Below are 22,174 nucleotides of genomic sequence, written 5' to 3' on the forward strand. Positions count from 1 at the left end.
TTGATAGGCCAGATATGGAAGCCCGGCAACGGGTGGAGTTGACTGGTACTAATAGGCCGAGGGCTTGTCCTCAGTTGCTCGCGTCCACTGTGTTGGTTCTGAAACCACGAACAACCGTCGCAGCCGTCAGGTTTGCGGCTCCGGTTGATTGTTTCATAGTGTTTCGGTGGTCATAGCGTGAGGGAAACGCCCGGTTACATTCCGAACCCGGAAGCTAAGCCTCACAGCGCCGATGGTACTGCAGGGGGGACCCTGTGGGAGAGTAGGACGCCGCCGAACTAAAATTGGAGCTCCGGCTCCTGGGTAATTACGCCCAGGAGCCGGAGCTTTTTTGTTTTCCAGGTGTATTGACGACGACGTCATCACCCCCTCGTTCTGTGGTGCGAGGGCTACGGGTAAGGTCAGGGGGCATCGTTGGTTCGTTTCCCACAGGAGGCCCCCGGGTGGAGGTCCAGGAGACTCGCGTCCAGACAGACCGGGTCCTCACCATCCCGAACATCCTCAGCATGGCGCGCCTCGTCGGCGTACCCCTCTTCCTGTGGCTGATCCTCAGGCCGGAGTTCGGCGGCCCCAAGAGCGACGGCTGGGCACTGCTGGTGCTGATGCTCAGCGGTGTCAGCGACTACCTGGACGGGAAACTCGCCCGGCGCTGGAATCAGATCAGCAGCCTCGGCCGGTTGCTCGACCCCGCGGCCGACCGGCTCTACATCCTGTCCACTCTGGTGGGCCTCACCTGGCGCGAGATTCTTCCGTTCTGGCTGACCGGTGCGCTGCTGGCCCGTGAGCTGGTCCTGCTGGTGATGGTCTGGATCCTGAGACGTCACGGCTATCCGCCGCCCCAGGTGAACTTCCTGGGCAAGGCAGCCACCTTCAACCTGATGTACGCCTTCCCGTTGTTGCTGCTCAGCGACGGAAGCGGGTGGATCTCCTCGCTCGCCGCGATTTTCGGATGGGCGTTCGCCGGATGGGGTACAACGCTGTACTGGTGGGCAGGAGTCCTCTATATGGTCCAGGTGCGCCGCCTTGTCAGGGCGGATGCCACCGCCGATTGAGCTCGCCCATTGCGCGGCTGTAGTGGCTCGTTGGCCCGCCGGCGAAAAGTGCGGGACAATTTGGACGGGTGAAGTCGGCGAGACCGTCGTCTCTTCAAGGAGGACGCTTCCGACATGAAGGCCGTCGTGATGGCCGGTGGCGAAGGTACGCGCCTTCGCCCTATGACCTCGAGCATGCCCAAGCCGCTCCTGCCGGTGGCCAACCGGCCGATCATGGAGCACGTGCTACGGCTGCTCAAAAGGCATGGGCTCAATGAGACAGTCGTTACTGTCCAGTTCCTGGCGTCGCTCGTCAAGAACTATTTCGGTGACGGTGAAGAGCTCGGCATGGAGCTCACCTATGCCAATGAGGAGAAGCCACTCGGTACCGCCGGGAGTGTCAAGAACGCCGAGGAAGCACTGAAGGACGATGCCTTCCTCGTCATCTCCGGCGATGCCCTGACCGACTTCGACCTCACCGAGCTGATCAATTTCCACAAGGAAAAGGGCGCACTGGTCACCGTGTGCCTGACCCGTGTGCCGAATCCCCTTGAATTCGGTATCACCATCGTGGACGAGGAGGGCAAGGTCGAGCGCTTCCTGGAGAAGCCGACCTGGGGCCAGGTCTTCTCGGACACGGTGAACACGGGTATCTACGTGATGGAGCCCGAGGTCTTCGACTATGTCGAGGCCGATGTGCCCGTCGACTGGTCCGGTGATGTCTTCCCGCAGTTGATGAAGGAAGGCAAGCCCATCTACGGCTACATCGCCGAGGGCTACTGGGAGGACGTCGGTACGCACGAGAGTTACGTCAAGGCGCAGGCCGACGTTCTCGAGGGCAAAGTCGACGTCGAGCTCGACGGTTTCGAGATTTCCCCGGGCGTATGGGTCGCCGAAGGCGCCGAAGTGCATTCGGATGCCGTACTGCGGGGGCCGCTCTACATCGGTGACTACGCCAAGGTCGAGGCGAACGCGGAGATCCGGGAACACACCGTCGTCGGGTCGAACGTCGTCGTAAAGAGCGGCGCCTTCCTGCACAAGGCGGTCGTGCACGACAACGTCTACATCGGGCAGCACAGCAATCTGCGCGGATGTGTCGTGGGCAAGAACACCGACATCATGCGGGCCGCGCGGATCGAGGACGGAGCCGTCATCGGTGACGAGTGCCTCGTCGGTGAAGAATCGATCATTCAGGGGAACGTCCGCGTCTACCCCTTCAAGACGATCGAAGCCGGCGCCTTTGTGAACACGTCGGTGATCTGGGAGTCACGCGGACAGGCGCACCTGTTCGGTGCCCGTGGCGTTTCCGGGATCCTGAACGTGGAGATCACTCCGGAGCTCGCCGTGCGCCTCGCGGGGGCGTACGCGACGACGCTCAAGAAGGGGTCCACCGTCACGACGGCGCGGGACCACTCCCGTGGTGCCCGGGCCCTGAAGCGAGCGGTCATCTCCGCGCTCCAGGCCAGCGCCATCGACGTACGGGACCTGGAGAACGTACCGCTGCCGGTGGCCCGGCAGCAGACGGCCAGAGGCAGTGCCGGCGGGCTCATGATCAGGACGACGCCCGGTGTGCCGGACTCCGTCGACATCATGTTCTTCGACGGGCAGGGCGCGGATCTGTCGCAGGGGAGCCAGCGGAAGCTGGACCGGGTGTTCGCGCGCCAGGAGTACCGGCGTGCCTTCCCGGGTGAGATCGGCGATCTGCACTTCCCGGCCAGTGTGTACGACTCGTACACGGGGTCGTTGCTGCGGAATGTCGATACGACGGGGATCGCGGAGTCCGGGCTCAAGGTGGTCGTGGACGCGTCCAACGGCAGCGCGGGGCTCGTGCTGCCCAGCCTGCTGGGCAAGCTGGGTGTCGACGCGCTGACCATCAACCCGGGTCTGGACGAGTCGCGGCCCACGGAGACGGCGGACGCGCGTCGGTCGGGGCTGGTGAGGCTGGGCGAGATCGTGGCGTCCGCCGGGGCCGCGTTCGGGGTGCGGTTCGACCCGGTCGGCGAGCGGCTCTCGCTCGTCGACGAGAAGGGTCGGATCGTCGAGGACGACCGAGCGCTGCTGGTCATGCTCGACCTGGTGGCCGCCGAGCGGCGCAGTGGGCGGGTGGCCCTGCCGGTGACGACCACGCGGATCGCCGAGCAGGTGGCGGCCTACCACGGGACGCAGGTCGAGTGGACGACGACGTCGCCGGACGATCTGACGCGGGTGGGCCGCGACGAGTCGACCATCTTCGGTGGCGACGGGCGCGGCGGGTTCATCATCCCGGAGTTCAGCAGCGTCTTCGACGGCACGGCTGCCTTCGTACGGCTGATCGGCCTGGTGGCGCGGACGCAGCTCACGCTGAGCCAGATCGACGCGCGGATTCCGCGGGCGCACGTCCTCAGGCGTGATCTGGCCACGCCCTGGGCGGTCAAGGGGCTCGTCATGCGACGGGTCGTGGAGGCGGCCGGAGACCGGTCCGTGGACACCACCGACGGTGTACGGGTCGTGGAGGCCGACGGCCGCTGGGTGATGGTGCTGCCGGACCCGGCGGAGGCGGTCACGCACCTGTGGGCGGAGGGCCCCGACGACGCGTCCGCGCAGGCCCTGCTTGACGAGTGGTCGGCGATCGTGGACAGCGCGGGCCGGTAAAGCACCACCCACGCGCGCGTGCGGGCCGGTAGACACCCCGTACGCGCGCGTGCCGGACAAGTGCCCCCAAGGGGGCCTGTCCGGCACGCCGGTGGGCCCGTTCGGAGGTAGCACCGGCGACGTGCGACGATGTGCGGCATGCCGCAGCAGCCCCCCGTTCGGAGTACCCCCGCGCGACCGTCGCGCCCGGACGCCTCCATGTCGCTGCTCACCAACGTCATGGACCACAGCCTCGACGACGGATACGCCGAGGCCGCCGCCCGCAAGCAGGCCGAGGGTGCCGGGGGCATGCCGAAGACGGTGCGGGCGAAGCTGGGTCTCGCGGCGGGCCTGGTGCTCGCGGCCCTGGTGGTCACCGTGGGGGCGGCGCAGGCCCGGGTGGCGGCCCCCGTGGTCGCCAAGGAGCGCGAGGAACTGATCGACCGCATCGAGCGCGAGACCGATGCCGCCGACAAGCTCGAGGGCCGGGTCGACACCCTGCGCGACGAGGTGAGCGCCAGTCGGCGGGAGGCGCTCAAGGACGACGGCGGCGACGAGGACGATCTGGTCGGCCTCCTTTCGGGCGCCACGGCGGTGCACGGCCCCGGGGTGAAGCTCGTCGTGAACGACGCCAAGAACGCCTCGTCGGGCGGCGACGGCGATCCCCGGCAGACGTCCGACTTCTCCGACACCGGGCGGGTGCGGGACCGGGACATGCAGCGCGTGGTCAACGGGCTGTGGCAGTCGGGCGCCGAGGCGGTGTCGATCAATGGGCAGCGGCTGACGGCGCTGTCGGCGATCCGGGCCGCGGGTGACGCGATACTGGTCGACAACAAGCCGCTCGTGCCGCCCTACACGGTCCTCGCGGTGGGGGACGGGGACAGCCTGCGCACCAAGTTCCAGAACAGCGCCGACGGGCTGTACCTGAACGCGTTGAAGGAGAACTTCGACATCAGGACCGGCATCACCGCGGAGGACGACGTCCGGCTGCCCGCCGCACCGAGTCTGATCGTACGAACAGCAGAGCCGAGCACAGAGAAGGGCACATCGTGATCGCCGTACTGGGCCTCGTCGTGGGAGTCGTGGCTGGATTGTTGGTCCGGCCCGAGGTTCCGGCGGTCGTCGAGCCTTATCTGCCGATCGCCGTCGTCGCGGCGCTCGACGCCGTCTTCGGCGGGCTGCGGGCCATGCTCGACGGCATCTTCGACGACAAGGTCTTCGTGGTGTCGTTCCTGTCGAACGTGGTGGTGGCCGCGCTCATTGTCTTCCTGGGCGACAAGCTGGGCGTCGGCGCGCAGCTGTCCACGGGTGTGGTCGTCGTCCTGGGCATCCGCATCTTCTCCAACGCCGCGGCGATCCGCCGGCATGTGTTCCGGGCGTGAGAGCGATGAGCCAAGAGGACGAGACACCCAAGGCCCCCGGAGTCCCGGAGACTTCGGGGAACCGGCTGCGCAGAGAGCTGCCCGACGAGGTCCCCGTGGCCCCCGCCGTCCCCACGGCGCCCGCGGCCTCCACCCCAGCCCCGGCCCCGACCCCGGCTTCGGCCGCGGGTGTGCCGGAACGGTCCGCCAAGGACACCGGGCCCCAGCTGACCGGCCGTCAGCGGCTGGTGAACGGGCTGTGGCCGCCGCGGGTGACGCGGGCCCAACTCATCGTCGCCCTGCTGCTGTTCGGGCTCGGTTTCGGGCTCGCCGTGCAGGTGGCCTCCAACAGCGACGGGGACAGCGCGCTGCGAGGCGCACGCCAGGAGGATCTCGTACGCATCCTCGATGAACTCGACGACCGTACTCAGCGTCTTGAGGACGAGAAGCAAGGTCTCGAGGACCAGCGCACCGAGCTGCGCAACAGCTCCAACCAGGCCGAGGAGGCCCGCAAGCAGACCGCCGAGCGGGAGAAGCAACTCGGCATCCTGGCGGGCACGGTGGCGGCGCAGGGTCCCGGCATCACGCTGACGATCACGGACACGAAGGGGACGGTCGAGGCGGACATGCTGCTCGACGCCATCCAGGAGCTGCGCGCGGCCGGAGCGGAGGCGATCCAGGTCAATGGGGTGCGTGTGGTCGCCGACACTTATCTGACCGACTCGGGCAGCGGAGTGAGCGTCGACGGGAACAAGATCACCCAGCCCTATCGTTTCAAGGTCATCGGCAAGCCGCAGGACCTGGAGCCGGCGCTCAACATCCCCGGAGGTGTGGTGCAGACGCTGGAGAAGGAGCAGGCCACCGTGGAGGTGGACCGCTCGACGAAGATCATTGTGGATGCCTTGCGAGCGGCGAAGCGCCCTGACTACGCTCGGTCGTCCTCCCAGTGAACCGGGGGCGCATGGGGGCCGCCGGGCAAGGGCATGAGCTTGCGGGGGGTCGACGCACCGATTGGGTGGTGCGTGGTGGAAACTGTCAGGTGGCTACGGACGTTGTGATGATGTCCGGGTCGGCCGGTGTGAGCAATCAGGGTTCGTCCTGCCCCACGGGCGGGTCTGTTTCGGTCAAGGGGAATCGCCCGTGAAGTTGTTTGGGAAGTTGTTCGGCAAGAGCGCACGAGACGGCGGCGACAGCGCCACCGCCCGGCATCGTGCGCCGCGCTCCGCGGAAGCGGAGGGGCAGGCCGGTGAGCGGCCGCTGTTCCGGGATCAGGTCGTTGGTCCGGGTGGTGACATTTCCGGTGGTCAGGGCGCGCCGTCTGTTGACCCTGCCGCTTCCGGCCGCATAGGTTTCCAGGATCCGTCGACCTCAGGTGCGGGTGGAGGGTACGCCTCCGATCCGTACGCGTCCCATGCCCCTGGGGGGCAGCCGCGGCAGGAGGATCCGTCCATGTCGGCCCTGGTGTGTACGAGGTGCGGCAACAGCAACGCGGAGAACAGCCGCTTCTGCTCCAACTGCGGTGCGCCGCTGCGGGGCGGCGCGGCTCCGGAGCGTCCTTCCGAGACGACCTCCACGATCTCCATCTCGGGTCTCGAGGCCTACGACGCCGAGGTGACGGGGCAGACGGCTTCGCCGGCCCTCTCCCCGGAGGCGCAGGCGGCCGTCGACGCGCTGCCGCTGGGCTCGGCGCTGCTGGTGGTGCGCCGCGGTCCGAACTCGGGCAGCCGCTTCCTGCTGGACGGCGAGCTGACCACGGCGGGGCGTCATCCGCAGAGCGACATCTTCCTCGACGACGTGACGGTGTCGCGCCGCCACGTGGAGTTCCGCCGCGCCGCGGACGGCTCGTTCACCGTCGCCGACGTCGGCAGTCTCAACGGCACGTACGTCAACCGGGAGCGGATCGACGAGGTCGCGCTGTCGAACGGTGACGAGGTGCAGATCGGTAAGTACCGGCTGGTCTTCTACGCGAGCCAGCGGGCCGTCTGAGGCCGTCTGACCCGCAAGACCCCGACAGGGGGACCCAAGGGAAGGTCCATGCTTCAAACACCGAGCGGCGGTGCCGGCAGCGGTACCGCCGCCGCGGACAGTGAGCTGCTGAGCATCGGCGCGGTGCTGAGCGCGCTGCGCGACGAATTCCCCGAAGTCACGATCTCCAAGATCAGGTTTCTGGAGTCGGAGGGGCTCGTCGAACCGCGGCGGACCCCGTCGGGTTATCGCAAGTTCAGCCTCCAGGACGTCGAGCGCCTCGGCCAGGTGCTGCGGATGCAGCGGGACCACTACCTGCCGCTGAAGGTGATCCGTGAGTATCTGGACGCCCTGGAGCGCGGTGAGGACGTCCGGCTGCCCACGCTGGGACGTCAGCGTGACGCGGGGGACGGAGAGCGCCTGAGTGAGCTCTTCGGGGAGCCCGAGGGGCCCACGGCGGCGCGGATCGGGCGTGCGGAGCTGCTCGCCGCCGCCGAGATCGGCGAGCGCGAGCTGGCCGAGTGGGAGTCGTACGGACTCGTCGCACCGCTGCCGGACGGGACGTACGACGCCGAGGTGGTGACGGTCGCCACGCTGGTGACCGAGCTCGCCAGGTTCGGGATCGAGCCACGGCATCTGCGGGCCATGAAGGCCGCCGCCGACCGGGAGGCGGGCCTCGTGGACCAGGTGGTGGCGCCCCTGCGGAGGCACCGCAATCCGCAGACCAGGGCGCATGCCGAGGCCCGTACGAAGGAGCTGGCGGGGCTCACGGTGAAGCTGCACGCCGCTCTGCTGCAGACCGCGCTGGGCGTACGGCTCCCCTGATCCGGGGCCTTTTCCAGCTGTGGATCCTCCACCCGTTTCCTGCCCGACTACCCAAACGTCCCGGGCACGGCCTAGGGTTGCTGTGTGAACGAGCTCGATGTCGTAGGTGTCCGGGTCGAAATGCCCTCCAACCAACCGATCGTGCTCCTGCGTGAAGTGGGAGGCGACCGTTACCTCCCCATCTGGATCGGGCCGGGGGAGGCGACGGCGATCGCCTTCGCCCAGCAGGGCATGGCCCCCGCCCGACCGCTGACCCACGACCTGTTCAAGGACGTGCTGGAGGCCGTCGGCCAGGAGCTCACCGAAGTGCGCATCACCGACCTGCGTGAAGGCGTCTTCTACGCGGAACTGGTGTTCGCCAGCGGAGTCGAGGTGAGTGCCCGTCCGTCCGACGCCATAGCGCTGGCCCTGCGTACCGGGACGCCGATCTACGGCAGCGACGGCGTGCTCGACGACGCCGGTATCGCGATCCCGGACGAGCAGGAGGACGAGGTGGAGAAGTTCCGCGAGTTCCTCGACCAGATCTCGCCCGAGGACTTCGGGACCAACAGTCAGTGATCGGCGGCGGGGCCGGCAGCGGGAGCCGGCGACCGGTGGCCGACCGTCAGTGATCCGCGAGAGAGCCGGGAGCCGGCGGCACTTGCCGGGGGCCATTGAGGCGTCGGACGGCCCGCGCCGAGAGCATTCGGCTAGCCTTTCCCCGCGGTGGGGCACGGGAAACCACTCCTAGGGTGATTATCACTCGGCGTGCCGAGTGTGGCGATCGTTGACGCACCCCTGGTGACTGCCTACCGTCGAGAAGGCAGGTCAAGGACGGAGGTCGGCGTGAGAAGCAGCGGCGACGGTACGGCTGGGGGTGCCCCCGGACGCGGTCTGGGGGAGATCGGACCGTTCCCTCCCTCAAGCTCTCGGCCCCGCTCCGGCGGGGGGTATTCCCAGCACGGCGGTGCGGTCGGCCCCGCTTCGCAGCGGCCGACGCCGGTGCCGGACGAGGGGACGGCTTCCGAGGAGATCGGTTATCGCGGTCCGACGGCGTGCGCGGCCGCGGGCATCACCTATCGCCAGCTCGACTACTGGGCCCGTACGGGACTCGTGGAGCCGAGCGTCCGGCCGGCCCACGGATCGGGCACTCAGCGTCTCTACAGTTTCCGGGACGTCGTCGTCCTGAAGATCGTCAAGCGGTTCCTGGACACCGGGGTGTCGCTACAGAACATCCGCACCACCGTCCAGCACCTGAAGGAGCGGGGCTTCCGCGACCTGGAGCGGATGACGCTGATGAGCGACGGCGCGACGGTCTACGAGTGCACGTCGCCCGACGAGGTGCACGAACTGCTCCAGGGGGGCCAGGGAATCTTCGGCATCGCCGTGGGCGTGGTCTGGCGCGACGTGGAAGGCGCCCTGTCGCAACTGCACGGCGAGCGCGTCGACACCGGCGAGACGCTGGTGCGGCACAACCCCGCGGACGAGCTGGCCCGGCGGCGCAACAGAGCGGTCTGAGACGCGGGGCACGGCATTGTCAGTGGCGTAGGGCAGCATCGGAGATGTGAGAACCGCGCCCACGATCCTGCATCTCGACATGGATGCCTTCTACGCCTCGGCGGAGCAGGCGGCCAAGCCGAGCCTGCGCGGCAAGGCCGTCGTCGTGGGCGGGCTCGGACCGCGCGGTGTGGTCGCCACCGCGTCGTACGAGGCGCGCGTGTTCGGGGTGCATTCGGCGATGCCCATGGCGCAGGCCCGCCGGCTCGCCCCCAACGCCGCGTATCTGGTGCCGCGCTTCGGGCTCTACAAGGAGATCAGTGAGCAGGTGATGGGGCTGCTGCGGGCGCTGTCGCCGCTGGTGGAGCCGTTGAGCCTGGACGAGGCGTTCGTCGATCTCGAGGCCGGCGGGGTGGCCTGGGACGAGAGATCGGCGCGGCTGGTGGGGGTCAAGCTGCGCGCCGACATCCGGGCCGTCACGGGGCTGACCGGATCGGTGGGGCTCGCCGCGTCGAAGATGCTCGCCAAGATCGCCTCCGAGGAGGCGAAGCCCGACGGTCTCGTCCTGATCGAGCCGGGCACCGAGCGGGCGCTGCTCGGGCCCATGCCGGTACGGACGCTGCCGGGCGTGGGACCCGCGACGGGGGACCATCTGCGCCGGGCCGGGATCACCACGGTCGCGGAGATCGCCGAGGCGGGCGAGGACGAGCTCGTGCGGCTGCTGGGAAAGGCGCACGGGCACGCGCTGTACGCCATGGCGCTGGCGCACGACGAGCGGCCCGTGGTGGCCGAGCGGGAGACCAAGTCGGTCTCCGTCGAGGACACCTACGACGTGGACATCCACGACCGGGTGCGGGTGGGCACGGAGGTGCAGCGGCTCGCGGACCGGTGCGTGCAGCGGCTGCGGGCCGCCGGGCGGTCGGGTCGGACCGTGGTGCTCAAGGTCCGGCGCTACGACTTCTCGACGCTGACCAGGTCGGAGACGTTGCGGGGGCCCACGGACGATCCCGCGGTGGTACGGGAGGCCGCCGCGCGGCTGCTTGAGCCGGTGGACACGACCGGCGGGGTGCGGCTGCTGGGCGTGGGGGTCACGGGGCTCGCCGACTACACGCAGGAGGACCTGTTCGCACAGGCGCTGGCCGCCGCGGGGGAGCCGCCGGGGCGGGAGACCGGGGAGGCCGGTGACGCGGGGGAGACCTCGGAAGCGGCGGAGGTGGCGGAGGGTTCGGTCACGCCGCGGGAGCCCGCCGTGCCGTCGGTGGCGCCGGTGCCGCCCGCCGAGCGGCGCTGGCCCGCGGGTCACGATGTATGCCACGCCGAGCACGGGCACGGGTGGGTGCAGGGCAGCGGCCTCGGCCGGGTGACGGTGCGCTTCGAGACGCCGTACTCGGCCCCGGGCCGGGTCCGCACGTTCCGGACCGACGACCCGGAACTGACACCGGTGGATCCGCTGCCGCTGGTGGCGGGGGCTGAAGGGGAGACGGAGGCGGCGGAGGGGGACGTGCGGGCGTGACCGGGAGGGCGGCTCGCGTCGAGGTGGCGGACGGGGGAGAAGAGCAGGCGGACGGGGGCCGGGGCGGGTGCGATCCGCGCGGAGGTGACGGAGGGGGTGTGTGGGCGTAACCGGCCAAAGAGGCCCGTGTGAAGGCCGGGAGCCGGAAGCGGCGAGCGGGGCAGGCCGACGGGGCCCAGGGTGGATGAGATCCGTACGGAGGTCACGGAGGTGGCCTGCGACGTGGCGGAGGGGGCCTGCGGGAGCTGCGGGAGTGCAGTGGCAGGGGCGGCTCGCGTGAGGCGGCGGACGGGAAGAGCGGGACGGGGAGAGGAGCGGGCGGACGAGTCCGGGGTCGGTGCGATCCGCACGGAAGTGATGCGATCCGCACGGAAGTGATGGAGGGGGACGTGGGGAGGAGTCAGGGGATGTCCCGGGGGGCCTCCGGGGTTGCGACGTGACCGAAGTCGTGGTGGGCGGGTGTGGGGGAGGGCGGGGATGCCAGGTCGAGGCCGTAGTGGTGGTAGAGCTGGAGTTCCTGCTCGGGGGAGAGGTGGCGGCCGACGCCGAAGTCGGGGGCGTCCCTGATGAGGGCGCGGTCGAAGGGGACCCGGAGGGCGCCCTCGATCACTTCGCTGGGCTCCAGCGGGACGAAGGCGTCCCGGCTGAACAGGCCCGTACGTATCGCCGCCCACTCCGGCACCCCGGTCGCGTCGTCGAGATACACCTCGTCGACGGTGCCGAGCCTGGTGCCTTCGCGGTCGAACGCCTTGCGGCCGATCAGGTTGCGCGGATCGATGTCGGTCTGCACGGGCCCTCCTCCTGGTCGCGGCTCAACCATGGGCACTACGGTCGCAACTCGTCCGTAAGCCGTAAGCACTACGAAAGAGCACTTTCGGGGAGGCGGCCACTCGAAAGCCCGTACGTTGTGTGCGCTGGTAGGCTGGCAAATGGCTGCTGACCCCGTGCGGGAGAGTCCTCCGAAGTCTGAAAGTCGAAGTCGAAGCGGAAGTCGACGTCGTCGGAGGCGCCGAAGGAGCAAATCCTCCCCGGAATCTCTCAGGCACACGTACCGCACGGACGAGGTCACTCTGGAAAGCAGGGCGGGGGTCGACGGTCTCCGCTCTCACCGACGGTGAAAGCCGGAGCACCCTCGGGTGGGTCCGGTGAAGCTCTCAGGTCGAGATGACAGAGGGGGAGGCCGTCGGGGTACCCGCGCCGTGGTGCCCCTCGCAGGTCGCGTCAGACCAGGAGGCCTCCCGCAATGACCGCCCACCGTATTCCGCTCTCCCGGCTCGAGCAGGGCATACCGTTCGAACAGCGCCACATCGGCCCCGACCACGAGGCGCGCGCGAAGATGCTCGCCCTGGTCGGATACGGATCACTGGACGAGCTGACGGCCGCCGCGGTCCCGGACGTCATCAAGAACACCGAGGCCCTGGAACTGCCCGGCGCGCGCACCGAGGCCGAGGTCCTCGCCGAGCTGCGTTCCCTGGCCGATCGCAACCAGGTTCTCGACTCCATGATCGGCCTGGGCTACTACGGGACGTTCACCCCGCCCGTCATCATGCGCAACGTCATGGAGAACCCGGCCTGGTACACCGCGTACACGCCGTACCAGCCGGAGATCTCGCAGGGCCGGCTCGAGGCGCTGCTCAACTTCCAGACCATGGTCGCCGAGCTGACCGGGCTGCCGACCTCCGGCGCCTCGCTGCTGGACGAGGGCACCGCCGCCGCCGAGGCCATGTCCCTGTCGCGGCGGATGGGCCGGAACAAGAAGGGCCTGTTCCTGATCGACGCCGACGCGCTGCCGCAGACCGTCGCCGTCATCCGCACCCGCGCCGAACCGACCGGTGTCGAGGTCGTCGTCGCCGACCTGAGCGAGGGCATCCCGGCCGAGATCGCCGAGCGCGAGATCAACGGCGTACTGCTCCAGTACCCGGGCGCCTCCGGTGCCGTACGCGATCTGAAGCCCGTCATCGAGCAGGCGCACGAGCTGGGCGCGATGGTCACCGTCGCCGCCGACCTGCTCGCGCTGACCCTGCTGACCTCGCCCGGTGACCTCGGCGCCGACATCGCGGTCGGTACGACGCAGCGCTTCGGTGTGCCGATGGGCTTCGGCGGGCCGCACGCCGGATACATGGCGGTGCGCGAGAAGTTCGCGCGCAGCCTGCCGGGCCGGCTCGTGGGCGTCTCCGTCGACGCGGACGGACACAAGGCGTACCGGCTCGCCCTGCAAACCCGTGAGCAGCACATCCGCCGCGAGAAGGCCACCAGCAACATCTGTACGGCGCAGGTGCTGCTCGCCGTGATGGCCGGCATGTACGCCGTCTACCACGGGCCCGAGGGGCTGCGGACGATCGCGCGGCGCACGCACCGGTACGCCACGATCCTCGCGGAGGGGCTGACGGTGGGCGGGGCCGAGGTCGTGCACGGCGCCTACTTCGACACGCTGACCGTGCGGGTGCCCGGACGGGCCGCCGCGGTCGTCGCCGCCGCGCGCGAAGGAGCGGTCAACCTGCACCTCGTCGACGCCGACCACGTGTCGATCGCCTGCGACGAGACCACGACGCGCCGGCAGCTCGCCGCCGTCTGGACCGCGTTCGGCGTCGGGGGCGACATCGAGGCGCTGGACGCGTCGGCCGCCGACACGCTGCCCGAGTCGCTGCTGCGCACCGACGACTACCTGACGCACCCGGTCTTCCACCAGCACCGTTCGGAGACGGCGATGCTGCGCTACCTGCGCCGGCTGTCCGACCGTGACTACGCGCTCGACCGCGGCATGATCCCGCTGGGCTCCTGCACGATGAAGCTCAACGCGACCACGGAGATGGAGCCGGTCACCTGGCCCGAGTTCGGCGCGCTGCACCCCTTCGCGCCCGCCGGACAGGCGCAGGGCTACCTGACGCTCATCCGTGAGCTGGAGGAGCGGCTCGCCGAGGTCACCGGGTACGACAAGGTGTCGTTGCAGCCCAACGCCGGTTCGCAGGGCGAGCTGGCCGGACTGCTCGCCGTCCGCGGCTACCACCGCGCCAACGGCGACGAGCAGCGCACGGTCTGCCTCATCCCGTCCTCCGCGCACGGCACCAACGCGGCGAGCGCCGTGATGGCCGGGATGAAGGTCGTCGTCGTGAAGACCGCCGGGGACGGCGAGATCGACGTCGAGGACCTGCGGGCGAAGATCGAGCAGCACCGCGACGAACTCGCCGTGCTGATGATCACGTACCCCTCGACGCACGGCGTCTTCGAGGAGCACGTCGCCGGCATCTGCGCGCAGGTGCACGAGGCGGGCGGCCAGGTGTACGTCGACGGCGCCAACCTCAACGCGCTCGTGGGGCTCGCCAAGCCGGGCCACTTCGGCGGCGACGTCTCGCATCTGAACCTGCACAAAACGTTCTGCATCCCGCACGGCGGCGGCGGTCCCGGCGTCGGCCCGGTCGGCGTGCGCGCGCACCTGGCGCCGTACCTGCCGAACCACCCGTTGCAGCCCGCCGCCGGTCCGAAGACGGGCGTCGGTCCGATCTCGGCCGCGCCGTGGGGCTCCGCGGGCATCCTGCCGATCTCGTGGTCGTACGTGCGGATGATGGGCGGCGAGGGGCTGAAGCGGGCCACGCAGGTGGCGGTGCTGTCGGCGAACTACATCGCCAAGCGCCTCGAGCCGCACTTCCCGGTGCTGTACACCGGGCCCGGCGGGCTCGTCGCGCACGAGTGCATCATCGACCTGCGCCCGCTCACCAAGGCGACTGGGGTCAGCGTCGACGACGTGGCCAAGCGGCTGATCGACTACGGCTTCCACGCGCCGACGATGTCGTTCCCGGTGGCCGGCACGCTGATGATCGAGCCGACCGAGTCCGAGGACCTGAGCGAACTCGACCGGTTCTGCGAGGCGATGATCGCCATCCGCGCGGAGATCGAGAAGGTCGGCGCCGGCCAGTGGCCCGCGGACGACAATCCGCTGCGCGGTGCCCCGCACACCGCCGCCGCGCTGGGCGGTGACTGGGAGCACGCCTACAGCCGCGAGGAGGCCGTCTTCCCGGCGGGAGTCTCGGCCGCCGACAAGTACTGGCCGCCGGTGCGCCGCATCGACCAGGCGTACGGCGACCGGAACCTGGTCTGCTCCTGCCCGCCGCTGGACGCGTACGCCGAGTAGCGGCCGCCGCCGGACATGCGTCGGGGCCGGTTCGGAGCGTCTGCTCCGGGCCGGCCCCTCATGTGTACGGTGTGCACCGGGCGGCTGTGGCAGCCGCCCGGTCGGTGGCTCAGGCGGCCGTCATCACCTGGTCCGGGCCCAGCGGGCGGTGCGGGGCGATGATCCGGCCGTCCGGCAGGAGCTCACCGGTGTCCTCGAAGAGCACAACGCCGTTGCACAGCAGGCTCCATCCCTGCTCCGGGTGGTGGGCCACATGGAGTGCGGCTTCCCGGTCGGCGGAGTCGGCTGTCGGACACGGTGGCTGGTGCTGGCACATGGATGGGATCTTTCGCTTCGTCGTGACGAATGAGATGGCTGTTCTGTCTGTCCTGCGGCTCGGAACGTCGTTCATGGCCGCCCCCCGTTGATAAGTCGGTCTGGAACCAGTGTTGCCCCACGGGCGTCAATCCGCAGGGATTTCCCAGCAGCACTTCTCACAGGTTGATGACGCATCACCCGCGCGGACGGTTCATCTCAACTCAGCCGTCTTTTCGGATGGTTCGGCGTGGTCGGATGGGGCTAGTCAGGACGGGACGAGGGGTGTTCCGGGCTCTTTCGAGCGACCGGCAGCACGGAAGAGCGAAGTTGCCCCCCGCCCGGGAAAACCGGCGGGGGCCCACGCGACAACCCGTGCCGGTTTGCGGTGGTAAACCGGGGCGCGGGGCACCGGGGCCGGGGGGTGGTCCGGGCTCTTCCGCGCGCCCGGCCGCCCGGACGCGCGACGGCCCCCGCGGCCGTGAAACGGCGGCGGGGCACTTCGCGATACGCGTTCCGTGTTCGCGTTCTTACGCGGGCGAGCTGAGCAGCGGGGCCGGGGTGAGCCGGTGGGTGAGCACGGGCAGCAGTTCGGCGACGCGGTGCGGGCGGTGGGCCGCGATACCGGGCGGTGCGGGCGCCAGGGGAACCAGCAGGTCGGTGGCGGCCGGATGCCCGGTGGCGGCGTCCGCGCGGCAGTCGCCGTGCAGCCACAGGGTGAGCATGTAGAGCTCCGGCACGGACAGCAGCCGGGGCTGGTAGGCCTTCTGCACGTTCTCCGCGTGCCGCAGGGCACGCTCGGTGGCGGCGACGTAGGGGCCCTCGAAGAAGTGCGAGAACGCCCAGCCGTCGGGGGTCAGCCTGGTGTCGGCCGCGGCCACCGCGCGCTCACCGCAGCGGATCAGAAAACGCCACCCGGAGAGCCGGGTGGCGGAGGCGCCCGCGGGGGTGATCCGGTCCAGGACGTGTACGGGCAGCGGGAGTTCGGGGGTGGCCGGTCCCTGGGCCTTGCGCAGGGACGGGGTGCGCGCCTCGTGGACCGCGGTGGGTGAACCGAGTGCCGTGAGGACCGAGCGCAGGGCGGGCGCGGGAGCCGGGGAGACATGCAGGGGCATGGTGGGTCGCCTCTCATTCGACAGGCAGGGGGGCGCGAGGGCGGGGGCGGACGGCGCTGTCAGCTCTCGGGTCAGAGGGGCGGATGCAATGACGGCGAGCGCCAACTCTCTGCCTCGTTTGCGGAGTTTATACGATGCGTGTTCAGACAGTGTTTCGGCTAGCTGTTCCGGGGATGACGAACAAGGGCCTAATCAGTCGGTAATAGGCGGGGCTTCATCCCTGTTTCGAACCGCTCGCTCGCCGCTGACCTCGCATTTTCGTGCGCGCGCGGACGGCTGATTCTCGTCGGCGTTTTTCACCAGGGCCGGTGGGACAGAAACTGCGCTCTGTTCCATGCCTGACGAATGTGCCAGAGGATACCCGTGTCCAGCGTAGCGGGCCCCGGGAGTCGCCGGGACGTTATGGATCGCGATGCCGGGGCATCATGAGCGGTGACCGTGCACTACAGCGGCCGATTCCTCGGTCTGCCCATCCGAGAAGGGACGCTTCGATGGGAGAGAAGGTCGTGGCGGGTTCGTTCGACCTGTCCGACCGCCAGCGCTACCGCGACAAGTTGCGGCAGTGCCTGACGGTACTGGAGAGGCTGCTGAAGGAGCAGCGCTTCGAGCGTCCGCGGGACCTGATGGGGCTGGAGATCGAGCTGAATCTCGCGGGGCCCGACGGTATGCCCCGCATGATGAATGCGCAGGTTCTCGAGCGGATAGCGAGCCGTGATTTTCAAACAGAACTCGCCATGTTCAATCTGGAAGTGAACATTGCTCCCCATCGACTGGGCGGGCGGGTATTCGATCAGCTCGCCGAGGAACTGCGCACGTCCCTCGCGTACGCCGACCGCAAGGCCCGTGAGGTCGACGCCGGAATCGTGATGATCGGCATTCTGCCGACCCTCGGCCGGGACGACCTGGTCTCCTCCAACCTTTCCGACGTCGACCGCTACACCCTGCTCAACGACCAGATCGTGGCCGCCCGCGGGGAGGATTTCCGGCTCGACATCGAAGGGGTGGAGCGGCTCGTCTGCACCTCGGGATCGATCGCGCCCGAGGCCGCCTGCACCTCCGTACAGCTGCATCTCCAGGTGACGCCCGGACGGTTCGCAGATGTGTGGAACGCGGCGCAGGCGATCGCCGCCGCGCAGGTCGCAATCGGCGCCAACTCGCCCTTCCTGTTCGGGCACGAGCTGTGGCGGGAGTCGCGGGTGCCGCTCTTCCTCCAGTCCATCGACACGCGGTCGCCGGAGCTCCAGGCCCAGGGGGTGCGTCCGCGCACCTGGTTCGGCGAGCGGTGGATCTCCTCCGCGTACGACCTCTTCGAGGAGAACCTGCGCTACTTCCCGGCGCTGCTGCCGATCTTCGACGACGAGGACCCGCAGGAGGTGCTCGACGCCGGCGGCGCACCGAAGCTGGCCGAGCTGGTGCTGCACAACGGCACCGTCTACCGCTGGAACCGGCCGGTGTACGACATCGCCGGCGGCGTCCCGCACCTGCGCGTGGAGAACCGGGTGCTGCCCGCCGGGCCCACGGTCACTGACGTAGTCGCCAACACCGCCTTCTACTACGGGGTGGTGCGCGCGCTCGCCGACGAGCCGCGGCCGGTGTGGACGCGGCTGCCGTTCGAGAAGGCCGCCGCCAATTTCGAGGCCGCCTGCCGCGACGGCATCGAGGCGCGCCTCGAGTGGCCGCGCCGGGGCAGGCACGGCGGGACCACGACGATGGACGCCGTGCACCTGGTGCGCGAGGAGCTGCTGCCGCTGGCCGCGGCGGGCCTTGACGCCTGGGGCGTCGAGCCGGTCGACCGGGACTTCTACCTGGGCGTGATCGAGGAGCGGTGCCGGCGCCGGGTCAACGGCGCGAGCTGGCAGGCGGCCACGTTCCACCGCGCACTGGAGAAGGGGCTCTCCCGTGAGGCCGCCCTGGCCGCGACCACCAAGCGCTACAGCGAACTGATGCTCACCGGTGAACCGGTCCACACCTGGCCGGTGGGGCTGCCGGAGGCGGTGGCGTCGGGGCGGTGAGCAGCCGGGAGGCATCGGAGCGGTGAGCTGCGGGTGCTTGGCGTGACCGGAGGCCAGGTGCGGCTGCCGGCCACACGTACGGGTCAGTTCTGGGTGCTTGCCGCGACTATGGCCTTGAGCATGACCGCCTGGATCTGCGAGGGCTCGTTCACCTTGTGGCCCGAGCCGCCGGTCGCCGCGGCGATCTGCTGGGCCTCCCGTTTGTCGGCCTCCGGGCCCACGGCGATGAGGATCAGCGGCACCGGCCGCTCCGGGTCGGCGAGCTTCTGCAGCTCCTTGACGAGGCGGGTGCGCGAGACGCTGCCCGGGTCCTCGTTGACCCCGTCGGTCAGCAGGACCACCGCGTTGAACTTGCCCTTCGCGTACGACCCGGTGGCCGCCTCGTACGCGGCGAGCGTGGTGTCGTACAGGCCGGTCGCGCCGTCCGGGACCGGGGCGAGGCGGCCGAACGCGGCGGACAGCCGGTCCCGCTGGGTGCCGTCGCCCTCGCGGGCGCCGAGCCGTTCGGTCGGTACGAGCACCCGGTAGTCGCGGGCCCCGTCGAGCCGCGTGGCGAAGTCCCACAGCCCGATCTCGTCCTCGGCGGTGAAGGTCGCGAGGGCCTGCCGCAGCGACTCCCTCGTCACGTCCATCCGGGACCGGCCGGTGCCGGGCACCTCCTCGGCCATGGAGGCGGAGGCGTCGACGACCGTGGTGATCCGGGCGTTCTGCACGGTGATCGTCCACATGCCGAGCGCCTCCTGCACCGCCTGCGCCGAGTCCGGCCGCGGCGCGTCCGCGTCGTACGGCTGTGGTGAACGGCCGCCCGCCGCGGTGGCCACGGCCTTATCGTCCGTGGCGGTGTCCGCGTCGGTGCGGAAGCCGTGCTCCGCCAGGTCGCGGCGCCCCTCCGGCTGGGCCAGCAGCGTCATGAACCGCAGCGCCGCGCGGCTCTCGTCCGTGCTCAGCCGTGCCTCGTCGACCAGCGCGAAGGGGTAGTCGAGGCGCGGCGAGCCGTCCTTCGGATAGAAGAGGTCGACGTCGCCGGCGCTGTCGGCGCGGTCCTTCGAGGCGTTGTACGCGAACGCGGCCTGTTCCGAGAGGACCACGGCCTGGTTGCCCTTGGCGCCGCCGCCGTCCGAGCCGTCCGACAGGGTGGCCGGCACCTGGCCGTCCCCGGCCGAGGTGCGCTTCGACAGCGCCTTCGCCAGCGCGGCCACCTGGGTGGCCCCGTCGTCCGTCCCGCCGGCGGCGCTGCTCAGCCGGGTGAGGGCGAGCAGCCCGGTGGCACTGCGGGCGGGATCCGCGGCGCCGAGCCGCGGCCCGTCGCCGCCGAGGGTCGCACCGGCCAGCTCCGTCCAGGTGTAGGTCTTCTCCGGCCAGCCCAGCGACTTGGCGGCCGCCGGGACCATGGCCACGCCCACCGGCGACGAGGCCACGTTGCCGGCCCGGGTGACCGGGGTCGCCCCGTTCTCCGCGGTGACGCGCTGCACCCACAGCTCCGAGTCCGGCACCCATACCTGGGCCGCTGACCGCTTGCCCGCGCGCAGCGACTCCGTGACGTCGGCGGATTCGCGCGCCGTCACGCCGATGTCCATGCAGCGGCCGTCGGAGGTGATGTTGCCGGCCCGCACCCGGTCGGCCGCCTTCGCCAGGACGGGGGCGATGTCGGGCGAGGCGGCGATGTCCAGCCGTACCGCCTGGTCGCGGCAGGAGGAGCCGAAGGAGAGCAGCCCGCTGCGCACGGCGGTCGCGGTGCCCGCCGCGACCGCGAGCACGAGCAGCGCGGCGACGGCCGCGCGGCGGCGGGCGCGGGGACGGGGGCCGGTGGCATCCGCCCCGTACGCGTCGGGCAAGCTGTGACGTCCCATGACGGCCCTCCCTGGTGAAGCCCCGAGCCGGGAAGCGGCCGTCGGAACAAGACAACACGGGGAGGCACGCCCGGTACGGCGCCCGTCCCCCCAACGGCCTGTCGCGCACGATCTTCGCAACTTCTTTCGAGACCCTAGCGGGGCGAGGACACGGGCGAGGCGGGATTACTCAACTGGAGGCGGGAGTGCAGTCCGAAGAGGGACCGGTGGCCGGTTCTTTTCCTGGAGAGCGGTTTCCACGACGGATCTTCCGGGACGAGACGCTTCTCGTCCTCGGCCTCTCCCTCGGGGCGAGCGGCGTCTCCGCGCTGATCAGCTTCGTCGGCTCGGTCACCAAGCCCGGAGGGCTCAAGGACCAGGCGGCCACGCTCAACGCCTCGGCGGCGCCCGGCCGGCCCTGGCTGGATCTGGCGTGGCAGCTCTTCGGCATCGCGACGGCGCTGGTACCGGTCGCCCTCGTCGCCCACTTCCTGCTGCGCGAGGGCCAGGGGCTGCGCACGCTCGGCTTCGACCGTACGCGGCCGTGGCCGGATCTGGGGCGTGGGGCCGCGGTCGCCGCGGTCATCGGCAGTACCGGCATCGCGTTCTACCTGGCGGCCCGCGGCCTCGGCTTCAACCTCACCGTGGTCCCCGAGGCGCTGCCCGACGTGTGGTGGAAGTACCCGGTGCTGGTGCTCTCCGCGATCCAGAACGCGGTCCTCGAAGAGGTCATCGTCGTCGGCTATCTGCTCAGGCGCCTCGGCCAGCTGGGCTGGACGCCCGGCACGGCGCTGGTGGCCAGCTCGGTGCTGCGCGGCTCGTACCACCTCTACCAGGGCGTCGGGGGTTTCCTCGGCAACATGGTGATGGGCGTGGTCTTCGTCTGGCTGTACCGGCGCTGGGGCCGGGTGGGACCGCTCGTGGTCGCCCACTCGCTGCTCGACATCGGTGCCTTCGTGGGTTACGCGCTGCTCGCGGGCAAGGTGGACTGGCTGCCGACGGCCTGACCGGCCAGGGGCGGGGACCCCGCGAACGCCCCCGGCCGGTGCACGTCAGGCGAGCAGTTCGCCCTCGATGACGGTCACCGCCCGGCCGGTGAGCAGGGTGCGGTCGCCGCGCAGTTCGGTGCGGACCAGGCCCGAGCGGGGCGACGCCTGGAGTCCGGTGAGGGCGGCCCGGCCCAGGCGCTCGGACCAGTACGGCGCCAGGGCCGTGTGGGCGCTGCCGGTCACCGGGTCCTCGTCGATGCCGACGTTCGGGAAGAAGCAGCGGGAGACGAAGTCGTAGCCCCGGGCCGGGTCCTCGGCGCGGGCGGTGGCGATGATGCCGCGCTCGGAGTACCGGGCGAGGGCCTTGTGGTCGGGGGCGAGGCCGCGGACCGTCTTCTCGTCGGCGACCTCCAGCACCAGGTCGCCGACGTTCGGGCCGGTGTCGGACGCGGTGAGCGGCGCGGCGCCGAGCGCTTCGGCCACGCCGTCCGGGATCTCCGTCCCGGTGATCGGGGCGGTCGGGAAGTCCAGGGTGACGGAGCCGTCCTCGTGGGGCGTCGCGACCAGTACGCCGCTGCGGGTGGCGAACCGTACGGGGCCCTCGTGCGCGCCCGTGGTGCGCAGGACATGGGCGGTGGCCAGTGTGGCGTGACCGCACATCGCCACCTCGGTGACCGGCGTGAACCAGCGCAGCGCCCAGTCGGCGTCGCCCCCGTCGGGCAGCCGGTGGGCGAAGGCCGTCTCGGCGTGATTGACCTCGCGGGCCACGTCCTGGAGCCGGGCGCCGTCCGGGAAGGCGTCCAGGAGCAGTACTCCGGCCGGGTTGCCGGCGAAGGGACGGTCGGTGAAGGCGTCGACGATTCGGATTCGCATGCGCCGACGCTAACGGCCGCAGCGGCCCACGGGCCAAGGCCAATCCGGGGGTGGTGGCCCGGATCGGCGGTGGGCGGGGAGCCCGTACGGTTACGGCGCAGGTGCCGCACCGGATCGGCGGCGGGCGGCGCGCCGGTACGGGTACGGTCCGA

Annotated in this window: 18 protein-coding genes, 1 rRNA gene and 1 riboswitch; of the genes, 14 read left to right on the forward strand and 5 right to left on the reverse strand. The window is 70.3% G+C overall.

Annotation, left to right across the window (positions count from 1 at the left end; genetic code table 11):
* The first annotated feature begins 162 nt into the window (after positions 1–162).
* The 11 genes from rrf (at position 163) to ACFV6E_RS00055 (ending at position 10,781) form a co-directional block, all read left to right on the forward strand.
* Positions 163–279, forward strand: a 5S ribosomal RNA gene (rrf, locus tag ACFV6E_RS00005).
* Between the two features lie 164 nt (positions 280–443).
* Positions 444–1,052 (forward strand): CDP-alcohol phosphatidyltransferase family protein, encoded by a 609-nt coding sequence (locus tag ACFV6E_RS00010; protein WP_385174997.1) that lies wholly within the window; start codon positions 444–446, stop codon positions 1,050–1,052.
* Between the two features lie 114 nt (positions 1,053–1,166).
* Positions 1,167–3,662 (forward strand): sugar phosphate nucleotidyltransferase, encoded by a 2,496-nt coding sequence (locus ACFV6E_RS00015; protein ID WP_385174994.1) that lies wholly within the window; start codon positions 1,167–1,169, stop codon positions 3,660–3,662.
* 129 nt (positions 3,663–3,791) lie between these two features.
* Positions 3,792–4,694 (forward strand): DUF881 domain-containing protein, encoded by a 903-nt coding sequence (locus ACFV6E_RS00020; RefSeq protein WP_385174992.1) that lies wholly within the window; start codon positions 3,792–3,794, stop codon positions 4,692–4,694.
* Positions 4,691–5,023: a small basic family protein gene (locus tag ACFV6E_RS00025; protein WP_003988855.1), complete on the forward strand. Its 333-nt coding sequence runs from the start codon at positions 4,691–4,693 to the stop codon at positions 5,021–5,023. The genes ACFV6E_RS00020 and ACFV6E_RS00025 overlap by 4 nt, the downstream gene beginning before the upstream one ends.
* 5 nt (positions 5,024–5,028) lie before the next feature.
* Positions 5,029–5,952, forward strand: coding sequence for a DUF881 domain-containing protein (locus ACFV6E_RS00030; RefSeq protein ID WP_385174989.1), 924 nt, complete (start codon positions 5,029–5,031; stop codon positions 5,950–5,952).
* A gap of 61 nt (positions 5,953–6,013) precedes the next feature.
* Positions 6,014–6,988, forward strand: coding sequence for an FHA domain-containing protein (locus ACFV6E_RS00035; protein ID WP_385458480.1), 975 nt, complete (start codon positions 6,014–6,016; stop codon positions 6,986–6,988).
* A 48-nt stretch (positions 6,989–7,036) separates the two neighbouring features.
* Positions 7,037–7,792 carry a MerR family transcriptional regulator gene (locus ACFV6E_RS00040; protein ID WP_385458482.1) on the forward strand — a complete coding sequence of 252 codons (756 nt, stop codon included), beginning with the start codon at positions 7,037–7,039 and terminating at the stop codon, positions 7,790–7,792.
* Positions 7,793–7,876: 84 nt separating this feature from the next.
* Complete coding sequence (locus ACFV6E_RS00045) at positions 7,877–8,350, forward strand: bifunctional nuclease family protein (protein WP_006123076.1); 474 nt, start codon at positions 7,877–7,879, stop codon at positions 8,348–8,350.
* 267 nt (positions 8,351–8,617) lie between these two features.
* Positions 8,618–9,289 carry a MerR family transcriptional regulator gene (locus ACFV6E_RS00050; protein ID WP_385174980.1) on the forward strand — a complete coding sequence of 224 codons (672 nt, stop codon included), beginning with the start codon at positions 8,618–8,620 and terminating at the stop codon, positions 9,287–9,289.
* Between the two features lie 46 nt (positions 9,290–9,335).
* Positions 9,336–10,781, forward strand: coding sequence for a DNA polymerase IV (locus ACFV6E_RS00055; RefSeq protein WP_385174977.1), 1,446 nt, complete (start codon positions 9,336–9,338; stop codon positions 10,779–10,781).
* Positions 10,782–11,181: 400 nt separating this feature from the next.
* Here ACFV6E_RS00055 and ACFV6E_RS00060 read toward each other — a convergent pair whose 3' ends face one another.
* Positions 11,182–11,571, reverse strand: a complete 390-nt coding sequence (locus ACFV6E_RS00060) for a PRC-barrel domain-containing protein (RefSeq protein ID WP_385458484.1) — start codon at positions 11,569–11,571, stop codon at positions 11,182–11,184.
* A 147-nt stretch (positions 11,572–11,718) separates the two neighbouring features.
* Positions 11,719–11,845, forward strand: a riboswitch (glycine riboswitch).
* Between the two features lie 179 nt (positions 11,846–12,024).
* Here ACFV6E_RS00060 and gcvP point away from each other — a divergent pair.
* Positions 12,025–14,910, forward strand: a complete 2,886-nt coding sequence (gene gcvP, locus ACFV6E_RS00065; protein ID WP_385458486.1) for an aminomethyl-transferring glycine dehydrogenase — start codon at positions 12,025–12,027, stop codon at positions 14,908–14,910.
* A 109-nt stretch (positions 14,911–15,019) separates the two neighbouring features.
* Here the strand turns inward: gcvP and ACFV6E_RS00070 are convergent, their stop codons facing one another.
* Positions 15,020–15,226 (reverse strand): DUF5999 family protein, encoded by a 207-nt coding sequence (locus tag ACFV6E_RS00070; protein ID WP_385174968.1) that lies wholly within the window; start codon positions 15,224–15,226, stop codon positions 15,020–15,022.
* A gap of 508 nt (positions 15,227–15,734) precedes the next feature.
* Entirely contained in the window at positions 15,735–16,319 is a 585-nt protein-coding gene (locus ACFV6E_RS00075; RefSeq protein WP_385458488.1) for a hypothetical protein, read from the reverse strand.
* A 491-nt stretch (positions 16,320–16,810) separates the two neighbouring features.
* Between ACFV6E_RS00075 and ACFV6E_RS00080 the strand changes: the two genes are divergently transcribed.
* The gene (locus tag ACFV6E_RS00080) at positions 16,811–18,331 is read left to right on the forward strand and encodes a glutamate--cysteine ligase (RefSeq protein WP_385166153.1); all 1,521 of its coding nucleotides are present in this window, start codon (positions 16,811–16,813) and stop codon (positions 18,329–18,331) included.
* Positions 18,332–18,414: 83 nt separating this feature from the next.
* Here the strand turns inward: ACFV6E_RS00080 and ACFV6E_RS00085 are convergent, their stop codons facing one another.
* A complete protein-coding gene (locus tag ACFV6E_RS00085) occupies positions 18,415–20,181 on the reverse strand; it encodes a substrate-binding and VWA domain-containing protein (RefSeq protein ID WP_385166151.1) in 1,767 nt (588 codons plus the stop codon).
* Positions 20,182–20,366: 185 nt separating this feature from the next.
* On the opposite strand from ACFV6E_RS00085, the gene ACFV6E_RS00090 reads away from it, so the two are divergent.
* Positions 20,367–21,167 (forward strand): CPBP family intramembrane glutamic endopeptidase, encoded by an 801-nt coding sequence (locus tag ACFV6E_RS00090; RefSeq protein ID WP_385166150.1) that lies wholly within the window; start codon positions 20,367–20,369, stop codon positions 21,165–21,167.
* A gap of 45 nt (positions 21,168–21,212) precedes the next feature.
* On the opposite strand, the gene ACFV6E_RS00095 is transcribed toward ACFV6E_RS00090, so the two are convergent.
* Entirely contained in the window at positions 21,213–22,022 is an 810-nt protein-coding gene (locus ACFV6E_RS00095; RefSeq protein ID WP_385458490.1) for a PhzF family phenazine biosynthesis protein, read from the reverse strand.
* Positions 22,023–22,174: the final 152 nt, after the last annotated feature.

Origin of the sequence: Streptomyces sp. NPDC059785 (assembly GCF_042732375.1) — a bacterium.
Taxonomy (GTDB): domain Bacteria; phylum Actinomycetota; class Actinomycetes; order Streptomycetales; family Streptomycetaceae; genus Streptomyces.